The organism is Martinezella miluonensis (genome assembly GCF_900094545.1).
GTDB classification, from domain to species: Bacteria; Pseudomonadota; Alphaproteobacteria; order Rhizobiales; family Rhizobiaceae; genus Rhizobium; species Rhizobium miluonense.
Genome location: NZ_FMAH01000001.1, coordinates 455,455 through 468,185, shown reverse-complemented (window position 1 = coordinate 468,185; position 12,731 = coordinate 455,455). Strand labels below are relative to the sequence as shown.

The 12,731-nt window shown below is 60.5% G+C and carries 10 protein-coding genes; 1 reads left to right on the top strand and 9 read right to left on the bottom strand.

Translation table 11 applies throughout. The features are described 5' to 3' along the window. Positions 1-34 precede the first annotated feature (34 nt). A protein-coding gene (locus GA0061102_RS02335) for an IS3 family transposase (RefSeq protein ID WP_425348504.1) occupies positions 35-1,392 on the bottom strand; the annotation gives its coding sequence in 2 pieces (ribosomal slippage) (positions 35-915 and positions 915-1,392; 1,359 coding nt in all). A 336-nt stretch (positions 1,393-1,728) separates the two neighbouring features. Between GA0061102_RS02335 and polA the strand changes: the two genes are divergently transcribed. Continuing rightward, complete coding sequence (gene polA / locus GA0061102_RS02330; RefSeq protein ID WP_092843632.1) at positions 1,729-4,731, top strand: DNA polymerase I; 3,003 nt, start codon at positions 1,729-1,731, stop codon at positions 4,729-4,731. Positions 4,732-4,947: 216 nt separating this feature from the next. Here the strand turns inward: polA and phnN are convergent, their stop codons facing one another. The 8 genes from phnN to GA0061102_RS02290 all read right to left on the bottom strand — a co-directional run bounded on the left by phnN (position 4,948) and on the right by GA0061102_RS02290 (position 12,716). Continuing rightward, positions 4,948-5,553 (bottom strand): phosphonate metabolism protein/1,5-bisphosphokinase (PRPP-forming) PhnN, encoded by a 606-nt coding sequence (phnN, locus tag GA0061102_RS02325; protein WP_092843630.1) that lies wholly within the window; start codon positions 5,551-5,553, stop codon positions 4,948-4,950. Further along, a complete protein-coding gene (locus tag GA0061102_RS02320; RefSeq protein ID WP_092843628.1) occupies positions 5,550-6,689 on the bottom strand; it encodes an alpha-D-ribose 1-methylphosphonate 5-triphosphate diphosphatase in 1,140 nt (379 codons plus the stop codon). Before GA0061102_RS02320 ends, phnN begins: the two co-directional genes overlap by 4 nt. Positions 6,690-6,806: 117 nt before the next feature. After that, the gene (locus GA0061102_RS02315; protein WP_092843626.1) at positions 6,807-7,493 is read right to left on the bottom strand and encodes a DUF1045 domain-containing protein; all 687 of its coding nucleotides are present in this window, start codon (positions 7,491-7,493) and stop codon (positions 6,807-6,809) included. Positions 7,494-7,683: 190 nt separating this feature from the next. After that, positions 7,684-9,030: a phosphonate ABC transporter, permease protein PhnE gene (gene phnE, locus GA0061102_RS02310; protein WP_092843624.1), complete on the bottom strand. Its 1,347-nt coding sequence runs from the start codon at positions 9,028-9,030 to the stop codon at positions 7,684-7,686. A gap of 8 nt (positions 9,031-9,038) precedes the next feature. Beyond that, complete coding sequence (gene phnE / locus GA0061102_RS02305; protein ID WP_092843622.1) at positions 9,039-10,019, bottom strand: phosphonate ABC transporter, permease protein PhnE; 981 nt, start codon at positions 10,017-10,019, stop codon at positions 9,039-9,041. Positions 10,020-10,085: 66 nt separating this feature from the next. Continuing rightward, positions 10,086-10,991, bottom strand: a complete 906-nt coding sequence (gene phnD, locus GA0061102_RS02300; protein WP_092843620.1) for a phosphonate ABC transporter substrate-binding protein — start codon at positions 10,989-10,991, stop codon at positions 10,086-10,088. A 93-nt stretch (positions 10,992-11,084) separates the two neighbouring features. Continuing rightward, positions 11,085-11,939 carry a phosphonate ABC transporter ATP-binding protein gene (phnC, locus tag GA0061102_RS02295; RefSeq protein ID WP_092843618.1) on the bottom strand — a complete coding sequence of 285 codons (855 nt, stop codon included), beginning with the start codon at positions 11,937-11,939 and terminating at the stop codon, positions 11,085-11,087. 222 nt (positions 11,940-12,161) lie between these two features. After that, entirely contained in the window at positions 12,162-12,716 is a 555-nt protein-coding gene (locus tag GA0061102_RS02290; protein ID WP_092843616.1) for a pyridoxamine 5'-phosphate oxidase family protein, read from the bottom strand. Between the last annotated feature and the right edge of the window lie 15 nt (positions 12,717-12,731).

The following is a 12,731-nucleotide window of genomic DNA, read 5'->3' as shown; positions in this document are numbered from 1 at the left end:
TGAACTGACCCCGTAAAGTTGGACGGTTGACGGGCTATGATAATAGGGACTGAGTTCTGTATTGGACAGGGCTCAGTCCCTTTAGTTTCAGTTTGATGCGCTGGTGATTGTAATAGTGGATGTAGTCGGCGATGCCGTCATTTAGGCTCTGGATGCTTTCGAAGCGGTTCGGATAAAAGAACTCGGATTTGAGGGTAGCGAAGAAGCTTTCTATCGCCGCGTTGTCGAGGCAATTGCCTTTGCGTGACATACTTTGGGCGATGCCGCGTTTTTGGAGCAGGCGCTGATAGGGGAGCATCTGGTAATGCCATCCCTGATCGGAATGCAGGATCGGCCGTTCGTTCTTTTCCAGCCGGTTCAAGGCTTTGTTCAACATGCTTTCCACCAGCTTGAAGGCCGGCCGTCTGGCGGTTTCGAAGGCGATAATCTCCCCGTTGCACAGATCCATAACCGGTGAGAGATAGAGCTTCTCGCCGGCCACGTTAAATTCAGTGACGTCGGTGACCCATTTCTGATTGATCGCATGTGCGGTGAACTGCCGTTTGATGAGATCGGGGGCTGTGCGCCCGACGTCACCCTTGTAGGAGCGGTATTTCTTCGGCCGCACCAGAGATTTCAATCCCATCTCGACCATCAGGCGCTGGACCGTCTTATGATTGACCGTCTGTCCGAACTGGCGGATCGCCGCCGTTACCCGGCGATAGCCATAGCGCCCCTTGTGAGCGTGGAAGACAGCCTTGATCCGGTCCTTCAGCGCAGCATGCTTGTCGCAAAGCGCCGACATCCTTTGCCGATAGTAGAACGTGCTGCGGGAAAGGCCCGAAAGCTTCAGCAACCCATCAAACGGATAGAACGGCCTTAACGCTTGGACGACTTGCGCTTTTTGAGCGCTGGTTGCTCCCGCGTTAAGGCCTCGAGTTTTTTTAGGTAGGCGTTCTCCATGCGCAGAGAGTTCAGCTCCGCCAGCAGTTCTTCACGGCTTTTTGCTTCGTCACTCTGCAAAGCTTGCGGCTGTTTTGATATCGGCGGCGCGCGCATCGATCGGAGCCTTCCTCGGCAGCTTGGGGTCAAGGCGTCGATTCCGCCAGTCTTATAGCATCGCTCCCAATCCGCCAGGCAACTCTTATTGCGGATGTCGAACAGCGCCGCCGTCTGGCGGTAGGAGAGCCCATCCTCCCACATCCGTTGGAGAACCGATAGCTTGAATGCTGCATCGTAGCGGCTGAATTTCTTCGCGAGACCCGCAGCCCCGTGTGCCTCGTAGCTTGCTACCCATTTGAGAACCGTCCCGTGGTCCACTCCGAAATGCGCGCCGACTTCCCGGCAACTACGCTCGCCCTTCTCATAAAACTCTACAACAGAAAGCTTAAAAGCCAGACTGTGTTTGGACATGCAAAACCCCCGAAAGTGGATGTCCAACTTTCGGGGGTCAGTTCAGGCCTGGAGGGGACGCCATGGCGGCTCAAAAAAGGGGGACAAAGGCCCGGAGAGGGGATAGGCCTTTGTCCGAGTCTGACGTGGCGGGGGACAGGCCGGTTGTCAGACCCTCGGCGTATCAATCGCCGGTGAGTATGATTTGTGATCCCAAATGTGGTTTTTCAAGGGAATCCGCAGATTAGATTGATTAAAAATTAGTAACGTTTCGGTGAGAGATCTGGCGCTCCCGGCGGGCTGCAAAACCAGAACTTTATATGGACGTTGGAGGTGCGTCACGCTATCCATGTCTCCATGAAAAAAGGTGATCATCTCTTCCTCGTCGACGGCTCCGGTTTCATTTTCCGGGCCTTTCACGCCCTGCCGCCGCTGACCCGGAAGTCCGATGGATTGCCTGTGGGCGCCGTTTCCGGTTTCTGCAACATGCTGTGGAAGCTCCTGACCTCGGCGCGCGACACTTCGGTCGGGGTGACGCCTACCCATTTCGCCGTCATTTTCGATTATTCCTCGAAGACCTTCCGCAAAGAGATTTTCCCGGACTACAAGGCAAACCGTTCGGCACCGCCGGAGGAGCTGATCCCGCAATTCGGGCTCATTCGCGAGGCGACGCGCGCCTTCAACCTGCCCTGCATCGAGACCGACGGCTTCGAGGCCGACGATATCATCGCCACCTATGCCCGCCAGGCCGAAGCGGCCGGTTCCGATGTGACGATCATCTCCTCCGACAAGGACCTGATGCAGCTCGTCACCCCGATGGTCCACATGTATGACAGCATGAAGGACAAGCAGATCGGCATTCCCGACGTCATCGAGAAATGGGGCGTGCCACCGGAGAAGATGATCGACCTGCAGGCCATGACCGGCGATTCGGTCGATAACGTCCCCGGCATTCCGGGCATTGGCCCGAAGACGGCAGCGCAACTGCTCGAAGAATTCGGCGATCTCGATACGTTGCTAGCTCGTGCCGGTGAGATCAAGCAGCAAAAGCGTCGCGAAAACATTATCGCCAACGCCGAACTTGCCCGTATCTCTCGCCAGCTGGTGACGCTTAGAACCGATGTGCCGCTGGAGCTACCGCTCGACGCCCTCGTGCTTGAGCCGCAGAACGGCCCGAAGCTGATCGGCTTCCTGAAGGCGATGGAATTCACCTCGCTGACCCGCCGCGTCGCCGATGCCTGCGATTGCGATCCGGCGGCGATCGAACCATCCGTCGTCAAGGTTGAGCTGGCTGACAGCGCGCATGGCCCGGATCTGGAGGTTGGTGAAAATGTCGATCTCGTTGCCGGCAGCGAACAGTCCGCCGAGGGAGCCGCCGGTCCGGCACAGGCGGCAAAGCCGCGCCTGGCCGTAGAGGGGCTGAGCGAACCGACCGACCTCGCCAATGCGCGCGCCGCAAGCTTCGCCACGGCACCGATCGATCATTCGAAATATGTGACCATCCGCGATGTCGCCACGCTCGATCAGTGGATCGCCGATGCGCGTGAAACCGGCATCGTCGCCTTCGACACGGAAACGACGTCGCTCGATGTGATGCAGGCCGAAATCGTTGGCTTCTCGCTGGCGATTGCCGACAACCGCAACGATCCCACGGGCGCCTCTATCCGCGCCGCCTATGTGCCCCTCAGCCACAAGACCGGCGTCGGCGATCTGCTCGGCGGCGGCATGGCCGAAAATCAGATTCCGCTTCGGGATGCCCTGGCGAGATTGAAGGTGCTGCTTGAGGATGCCTCCATCCTCAAGATCGCGCAGAACCTGAAATACGATTACCTGCTGATGAAGCGCTACGGCATCGAGACGAAGTCTTTCGACGACACGATGCTGCTGTCCTATGTGCTCGATGGCGGCTCCAATGCCACGCACGGCATGGACAGTCTGTCTGAGCGCTGGCTCGGCCACAAGCCGATCGCCTACAAGGACGTTGCCGGCAGCGGTAAGTCCAACGTCACCTTCGATCTCGTCGATATCGACCGCGCCACGGCCTATGCCGCTGAAGATGCCGACGTGACGCTGCGCCTCTGGCTGGTGCTGAAGCCGCGGCTTGCGGCCGAGAAGCTCTCGGCCGTCTACGAGCGGCTGGAGCGGCCACTGGTGCCGGTACTTGCCCATATGGAAGAGCGCGGCATCACCATCGACCGACAGATCCTTTCGCGCCTTTCCGGCGAACTCGCGCAGGGCGCTGCTCGGCTGGAAGACGAAATATACACGCTGGCGGGCGAACGCTTCAATATCGGCTCCCCGAAGCAGCTCGGCGATATCCTCTTCGGCAAGATGGGATTGGCCGGAGGCAGCAAGACCAAGACCGGCCAATGGTCGACCTCGGCGCAGGTGCTGGAAGACCTGGCGGCTGCCGGTTTCGAGCTGCCGCGCAAGATCGTCGACTGGCGCCAGCTCACCAAGCTGAAATCGACCTATACCGACGCGCTGCCCGGCTATGTCCACCCACAGACGAAGCGTGTCCATACATCCTACTCGCTGGCATCGACCACGACGGGACGCCTGTCCTCCTCGGAGCCGAATCTGCAGAATATTCCGGTGCGCACGGCGGAAGGCCGCAAGATCCGCACCGCCTTCATCTCGACGCCGGGCCACAAGCTGGTTTCGGCCGACTATAGCCAGATCGAACTGCGCGTGCTGGCGCATGTCGCCAATATCCCGCAGCTGAAGCAGGCCTTCGAAGACGGCATCGACATTCACGCGATGACTGCCTCCGAGATGTTCGGCGTTCCGGTGGAAGGCATGCCGAGTGAAGTGCGACGCCGCGCCAAGGCGATCAACTTCGGCATCATCTATGGCATCTCCGCCTTCGGCCTCGCCAATCAGCTCTCCATCGAGCGCTCGGAAGCGGGCGATTACATCAAGAAGTATTTCGAGCGCTTCCCCGGCATTCGCGACTATATGGACAGCACCAAGCAGGCCGCGCGCGACAAGGGTTATGTCGAGACGATCTTCGGTCGCCGTATCCACTTCCCCGAGATCCGCTCTTCCAATCCGTCCGTCCGCGCCTTCAACGAGCGCGCCTCGATCAATGCGCCGATCCAGGGTTCGGCCGCAGACGTCATCCGCCGCGCCATGATCAAGATGGAACCGGCGCTGGCTTCGGCCGGGCTTGGCGAGCGCGTGCGCATGCTGCTGCAGGTGCACGACGAACTGATCTTCGAAGTCGAGGATGCCGACGTCGAGCGCACGACGCCGATCGTCGTCTCGGTCATGGAAAATGCCGCCATGCCGGCGGTCGACATGGCCGTGCCTCTGAAGGTCGACGCGCGCGCCGCCAACAATTGGGATGAAGCGCACTGAGGCAATATCAGGCGCAGCGGGGAGATCAGTCCTCTCGGTGAGGTGCGGAGGCCTGAAAGGCCGGAGCCTCGAACCACGAGGGCGGGTGGAGGTATTGCCACCGGGCCGCCCCGTGCTTCGAGGCCTTGACGCTTTTTGCGCCAAGGCACTTCAGCATGAGCGGTGAGAGATCCGCGATTTGGCGTGAATAGATGATCCGGGCGAAATACCGGACGCTCACTTCCGGATTAGCGCTTCGAGCTCGGCAATGATGGCGCGTTCGGCTTCTTCGAGCGTACCGCTGTTGTCGATATCTATGACATCATAGCCGTCCTGGACGGCAAGCGTGCTGCGTTCCAGGCGCTTCAGCACATCCTCGCGGCTTTCGCGGCCACGCGCCATCAGCCGCTCGGCAAGCACTTCGCGCCGCGCCGTGATGTTGATGACTTTCAGCCGCGGAAATGCAGTCTGGAAGTGCTGCAGCGCCGAGCGCGAGCCGTTGGCGATGACCAGATTGCCGCGTGTCAGCTCGTCGGCGACTTCGGCAGGAATGCCGTATTTCAGACCATGCGCTTCCCAGGAGACGGCGAACGCGCCGACCTGCTTCATGGCGTCGAAATCCGCTTCAGAGACGCTTTTGTGGTCTTCGTTGCCGGCATCTCCGTCACGCGTGATGACACGGCGGACGAAGTGGACATCAGTCCGGCCGGCGAAATGCCGGGCGGCGAGATTCATCAGCGTATCCTTGCCGGCGCCGCTCGGGCCGACGACGACAGCGAGTGTTCCTGCTGTCGCATCCGAAAGGCGGCCATTAGCCGGCTCGAGATTGGCGTTCGTGCTCATGCGACCCGACGTCCTTCCCGCCAGACGGAGCGGGTGACCGGCACGCCATGGTCGCGACGAACGCGCACAAGATCGGCGCGCAGGCCTTCCGCGATGCGTCCACGGTCATTGAGGCTGACGGTCTTTGCCGGCGTTGCGGTGACCATGGCAATCGCCTGCGACAGCGAAATGCCCTCGACTTCGTCTGCGAGGATGAAAGGCGCATGCAGCAGGCTGAGCGGCACGTAGTCTGAGGAAAGCACATCCAGCACACCGAGTTCGGCCAGATCGCGCGCAGCGATATTGCCCGAATGCGACTTGCCACGCACGATGTTCGGCGCGCCCATCAGCACGCTCATGCCGGCGCCATGCGAAGCCTTTGCCGCATCGATGCTGGTCGGGAATTCCGCCAGGCGAACGCCATAGTTGATGGCCTCGTCGACATGGGCGAGCGTCGCGTCGTCATGGCTGGCAACGGTGATACCGCGCTCGGCGCAGACCTTCGAGATCGCATCGCGATGCGGCGTTGCATACTTGGCCGACTCTTCCTGGCGCTTGGCGACGAAGCGGGCAAAGGCCTCGTCGCTCAGGCCGCGCTTCTTCTGATAGTAGAAGATATACTGATCCATGGTCTGGAACTGGCGCTGGCCCGGCGCATGGTCCATCAGCGAGACGAGGCGGACGTAGGGGTCCTTCTCGAAATCCTGGAAGTGATCGAGAACGTTGTCGGAGGAAACCTCGCAGCGCAGGTGGATCAGGTGCTCGGCGCGCAGGCGATCTTCGCGTTGGGCCGCCTGAATGGCGTCGGCCATATCGCGCATCTCGCCCTTTTCGAAACCGCCGTCTTCGTCCGAACCCATGCGCAGGCAGTCGAACACGGTGGTGATGCCCGAGGTGACGACCTGGGCGTCATGGGCCTGAATGGCTGCGGTCTTGTTCCAGCGCACGCCCGGACGCGGGGAATAATGCGCTTCCAGATGGTCGGTATGCAGCTCGACAAGACCGGGGATGAGATAATCACCCTCGAAATCCTCGCCGATCGCGGACTTGCCTTCGGAAATGGCGGCAATACGACCGTCACGGATCAGTACCGAGCCTTCGACGATCTTGTCTTCAAGGACGATGCGGGCGTTGGAAAGGACGGTTTCTTTGGTCATGTCAGGTCTTTCATCAATGGAGCAATTCCAGCAAAAGTGCGAAGCGGTTTTGCGTCCGGAATTGCGTGAAAACAAAAAGATAGAGCATTCCCGCGACTGCGTTTAAAGCGGAAATGCCTAGGCGCCAGCAAGCGGCAGCCAGGAGCGGACGGTAAAGGGCCCCCCACGCTCTTCTTCGACGAAGATGGCGAGGCTGGAAATGGCGAGCGGCTTGCCGGAATGGTCGGCAAAGCGCTCGCGCAGGGTTTCATGCATGTCGGCCTGACGTTCTGCCGGCACAGGTCCGGTCAGCGTCATATGGAAACGAAACTCGTCGTTGACGTAAGGGTAGCCCCAGCGCAGCAGATTGGCACGCTGCGGCTCGGTCAGGCCCTCCGGCTTGCGCCGTGCGATATCATGGTCCGAAAGCGGCGCACGAAACGGCTCGAAACTCTTCACGACGCGCGAGGCGAAATCCTGCAGCGGCTGGCAGAGCGAGCCGGGCACGAGCGCGAAGAAAGGACCGAGCTGGCCAAGCACCAGCTCCGGAACGACGAATGCCTTGGTGCGCGAGGCGAAATCGGACGCGACCTCGAGCAGATCGCGCTCGTTCACTGAGGCTGCAAGCTCGAAAGGCGCCTTCAGCGTGGCATGGAAGCCATAGCGGCGCGGATCGGCGGTGAGTTCGGCATGGGCTTCCGGCAACGGACCCATGGCCTTGTCGGAAAAAATCTCATTGGAAAAGGCATCGCGACCCAGCCAGCGGGAGGCAAGCGACGTCAACGGATCGTCTTTGGGTGGCGTGAAATAGAGAGCATAGCGCAAGGCTGTATTCCTTGGAAAAATCGGCTGCGCGGGACACTGTTGGGTGATTTGCGACAAACCGCAAGTGCAACAAGGTGGCAGCGAATCGAATCCGGCTAAGCCCGACTCGGCAGATGCAGCCTTGCCGGGCCTGCGCTACCGGATTCCCGTGACAGAATGATGATGCGCTACGATTTTTCTTCAGGACTTCTTATCTGACACGGGTTCCCATCAGGCGCGAGCGCAGCGCATTGGATGCGGCGTCGAAGAGGAAGACGACGATCAGGATCAGCAGCACCATGTAGGCCACATTTGCCCAGTTGGCGTTGGTGCGCATCGCTTCCCAAAGCTTCAGGCCGATACCACCCGCGCCGACAGCGCCGATGATGGTGGCGCCGCGCACGTTGGATTCCCACTGGTAGAGCGTCTGGCTGACGATGACCGGAACGATCTGCGGCACGATGCCGTAGCGATGCACGAGGATCGTCGAGGAGCCCGTGGATTTCACCCCTTCGCGCGGCTTGTTGTCGATGTTTTCGAGGCCTTCGGAATAGAGCTTGCCGAGCGTGCCTGTTTCCGTGAGGAAGATCGCGCCGCTGCCGGCGAGCGGGCCGGGGCCGAATGCCCGCGTCAGGAACAGTGCCCAGATCAGCATGTCGACTGAGCGCAGGAAATCGAAGAAGCGCTTCAGCACCTGATTGAGCAGCCGGTTCGGCGTGATGTTGCGGGCTGCCATGAAAGCGAGCGGAAAGGCGGCGAGCGAACCCAGCAGCGTGCCGAGGAAAGCCATCACGATGGTCTGGAACAGCTTGGTCCAGACATCGCCATGCTGCCAGGCGCCATTGTTCCAGATATTGTCGAATGCGAGCGAGAGATTGGACTGGGCTGGATCGAGCCGCGGCCCGGAGACGATCAGGCTGACGACCTCGCTCGCCGGCTTGTCGAAGAAGGGCGAGTGCGTGTCGAAGACGAAGTTGGCCCAGCCGAGGAAGCGCTTGCGGATCTTCACGCGATCGGTGGAAATGCTGACATCGCCGGCAAAGCCCAAATTGGCGAGAATATTGTCGTCGTAGACGGTCATCCAGCTGGGAACGGGCTGCGAGCCGGCGATCTTCGGGGTGCTGCCGGTGACATCGATCGGGATGGTCAGGCCGTGCGCCGTCAGGATCGCCTGCGTCTTGGTGATCGTTACCATCTGGCTGGTGCCGCTGACCGAAACAGCGATGCTGCCATCCGGAGCAGTCTTGACCCAGTCCGGGTTGGGATTGTCGCCCAGCGGCGAGAAGCGCGGATATTTGATGCTGATCTTGTCGCCGGAGATGCGGAATTCCGGCTGGACGTCATAGCTGATCCACTGGCTGAGATAGATGCCGACACGCTCCCAGCGCGCGTCCGAAAGGACCTTCGGCAGGTCGAAGAACCACACGGCGTAGAAACCATAGAGGATGACGCCGAGGAAGATCATCAGTGCGCCATAGCGCTGGCGAAAGGACCGATGAAAGACTTCCGGATAACGCGCTTCGATTTCCTGCATACGGCTGGCGTCGATGACGGACATGGGGAACCTCAATGCTGCAGAAGGAAAGCGTGCTCGCCGATGAGACGACGGCGGAGCCATGCGGAAAACTGGTCGACGACGATGATCGTTGCGAAGAGCAGCAGCATCAGCGCCATGGTCTTGGCACCGAAGCCGCGCGAAATCGCAAGCTTCAGTTCCTCGCCGATACCGCCGCCGCCGACGGCGCCGATGATGGTGGAGGCGCGAACGTTGATTTCCAGGCGCAACAACGCATAGGACATGAAGTTCGGCAGCACCTGCGGCAGAGCGGCGAAGCGCACGCGCTCGGTCCAGCTTGCGCCGACGGCGCGCATGCCCTCATCCGGCTTCATGTCGATATTCTCGATGACTTCGTAAAACAGCTTGCCGAGCGCGCCGATCGTGTGAAGGCCGACGGCGATGATCGCAGCGATCGGGCCGATCGACAGGATCGCGGAGAACAGGCCGGCAATGACGATTTCCGGGAAGGCGCGCAGCAGTTCCATGATGCGCTTGGCGATCAGGCGGACAGGGTGGGACGGCGACAGGTTGCGCGCGGCGAAGAAAGCGAGAGGGACGGCGAAGACGAAGCCGACGATGGTCGAGACCAGCGCGATGTTGATCGTGACGATCATCAGCTCGAAATATTCGGGGACATAGAAATCGCCCCAGACATAGACTCGGCCGAGCGGGAAATTGAATTCCTCGCCGCCGGCGCCGTTTGCGCCGTTGGGGCTCGGCAGATCGAACAGTGCGCGGTAGACGTCGGCCCAGTCCTTGGGAATGAGCCAGCTGACGAAGTCGAAGAGATGCGGCAGGCGCTCGAAGAAATGGCCGGCATTGCTTTCATCGGCGAAGCGGACGGAACTGACGAAGGCCGCAAGCAGGATGACGAGGCCGATCCCGGTGTAAAGACGGCGGCGGGCCACCATCTTGCTCCAGGCGTCGCCGATCTCCTTGGCGCTTTGAGGTGCGCTCTGCATGTTCGGGTGCGTATCGGCAATCGTCATGAAATCCTGCCTTTGTGAATAGCAAAAGGGCGGCCGTCGCCGGCCGCCCAGTTATCGCAATGCGGATCAGCCGCCGATGGCAGCCTTACGAACTTCGATAACGGCGTTATAGAAGTCCGGGGTAACCTTGACGTAGCCCTTGAAGTCGCCGCCTTCGACGGCGTTGAAGCACTTGGCGTCCGTGGTCGGCAGCTTCATGAAGAAGTCGGCCAGCTTGGCCTGCCATTCGGTGCCGAGCGCGTTACGAACGACGAGCGGGCCGTTCGGGATCAGCGGCGAGCGCCAAACTTCGACGAGCTTGTTCGGGTCAACGGTGCCCTTGTCGACAGCCTTGCGGAAGGTGCCGGAGGTGAAACCGTCCTTGAAATCGCCGATGCCCGAGGAGTCGTCGACAGCAACGTCGACCTTGCCGTCGTAGGCAGCGAGCAGGTTGTTCTCATGACCGCCGTTGAACTGGGTCGAGGCGAAGAACTTGTCGTTCGGGGCGCCGGTGGTCTTCGGAATCTGCGTCAGCGGAACGAGGTAACCCGAGGTGGAGTCCGGATCGGCGTAACCGAGCTTCTTGCCCTTGGCGTCGGCAATCGTCTTGATGCCGGAGGACTTGAGAGCGAGGCCGATCGAGTAGTAGCCGGTTGCGCCGTCGGTCTGCTGCGTGGTCAGGATCGGGGTAACGGCCTTCGGGTCCTTGATGGCGACGGCAGCGTAGCCGGAAGCGCCGAGTTCTGCGAAGTCGAGCGTGCCGCCGAGCAGACCCTGGATAACGCCGTTATAGTCGGCAGCCGGGAACAGCGAAACCTTCTCGAAACCGAATTCCTTCTTCAGGTGATCGGAAAGGCAGGCGTAGTTGCGCAGGCGGTCGGCTTCGTTTTCGCCGCCGAGAATACCGACGCGGAATTCTTTGAGATCTGCAGCGTTTGCGCCGCCAGCGAGCGCGAGAAGCGCCGTAGCCGCAAGAAGAGTCTTCTTCAACATTGGGTTCGTCTCCTGATTAACCGGTGTCCCCGGATGCCTTCGGTCTAGAAGAAATGTGCCCTTGACGCGGGCTCTCGATCCCGGCCGTCTCTCTCAGAGACCGGCCAGTGCCAGCGGTTGCGGGCCGGCAGATTCAGTTGCCGCGGTCTGCGCGGCCGGATCGGCGATGTTGATAGAGGTCGACGTCATGGTCTCGTCGATGCCGGCGCCGTCCTTGTCGGTGCCGTAGATTTCCTTGACAGCTGCAGCCGTCAGTTCGGAGGCCTTGCCGTCGAAGACGACGCGGCCGGCCGCCATGCCGATGATGCGTTCGCAATAATTGCGAGCCGTATCCAGCGTATGCAGGTTGGTGATGACGGTGATGCCTTCGCGCTCGTTGATATCTCGCAGCGCGTCCATGACGATCTTGGCGTTCAGCGGGTCGAGCGAGGCGATCGGCTCGTCGGCCAACATCATCTTCGGCTGCTGCATCAAAGCGCGGCAGATGGCGACGCGCTGCTGCTGGCCGCCGGAAAGCGTGCCGGCCATCTGTAGGGCCGCCTGCTCGATGCCGAGGCGCTCCAGAGCGGCAATGGCTTCGATGCGCTCTTCGCGGGTGAAGACGGAGAGGAGGCTCAGCATGGTAGAACGCTGATTGAGGCGGCCGAGCATGACATTGGTGAGCACGTCGAGTCGCGGAACGAGGTTGAACTGCTGGAAGATCATGGCGCAGTCGCGCTGCCAGCTGCGCAGAGCACGGCCTCTCAGCCTGGAGACCTCGACGCCGGAAAAATGGATGGAGCCGGAGCTCGGATCGGCCAGGCGGTTGATCATGCGCAGCAGCGTCGACTTGCCGGCGCCGGAACGGCCGATAACGCCGACCATCTGTCCCTGCGGTATGTTCAAAGTCACGGAATCGACGGCGAGCTTGTTGCCAAACCGGCGTGAGACATTCCTGAGTTCGAACATGAAGCTTCCCTTTCGCGGCTGCCGGGCTGCAAAAAATCAGCGGTACCGGTGCTAAGAATGGGCGCATGCCCCTGCCTCGAAGGGAGTTTCGAGGGGGGGCGGCGCCAACCACAAGGCAATCGATTAGTCCCGCTTCATGAAGCTCCAATGTCAGTTTTATGTAAGTGCTGTTACAATCCGTCCCGATTTGACATGATTAACGACTGAATGCTTTGGTTGTGCTCAATCGTCAAATAAACCGGTAGGTAAGCCATCCATGCTGAGGACGTTCTTCTCGCGCCAATACTCTTCAATACCATTCGCTCCCTTTGCCTCGGCCCAATTGTCGAGACTCGGTCTTTCGCTTTCATAGTTAAAGAGCGGCACGCCGAAGCCGCAGGAGGTCTGTACCAGATCGATGTCCAGCCACACGATCTGCCGTGCACCTAGCGGCTCGTCGCCATCATAGTGCGTGTGCAGCAATTCCCGATATTCCGGCGACGGTCGATGGATAATCCTGCCGCGGCCATAGAGGCGCAGAATCATCGGCGGGCCTTCCATCGCGCAGAACATGATGGTCAGCCGACCGTCGGCCTTCATATGGGCTGAGGTCTCGTTGCCGCTGCCGGTTCGGTCGAGATAGATGGCCGTGTTCGGGGAGATGATGCGCAGGCATAGCGTTTCGCGCGGCGAAACGTTGACCCGCGAAGCGGCGGTAGCCGACGCCGTGAAGAAGATGTGTTGCCGCGCGATGAAATCGCGCAGCCGGTCGTCGATGCTCGAAAACTGCTTTGCCATGAAAAACTCCTCCCG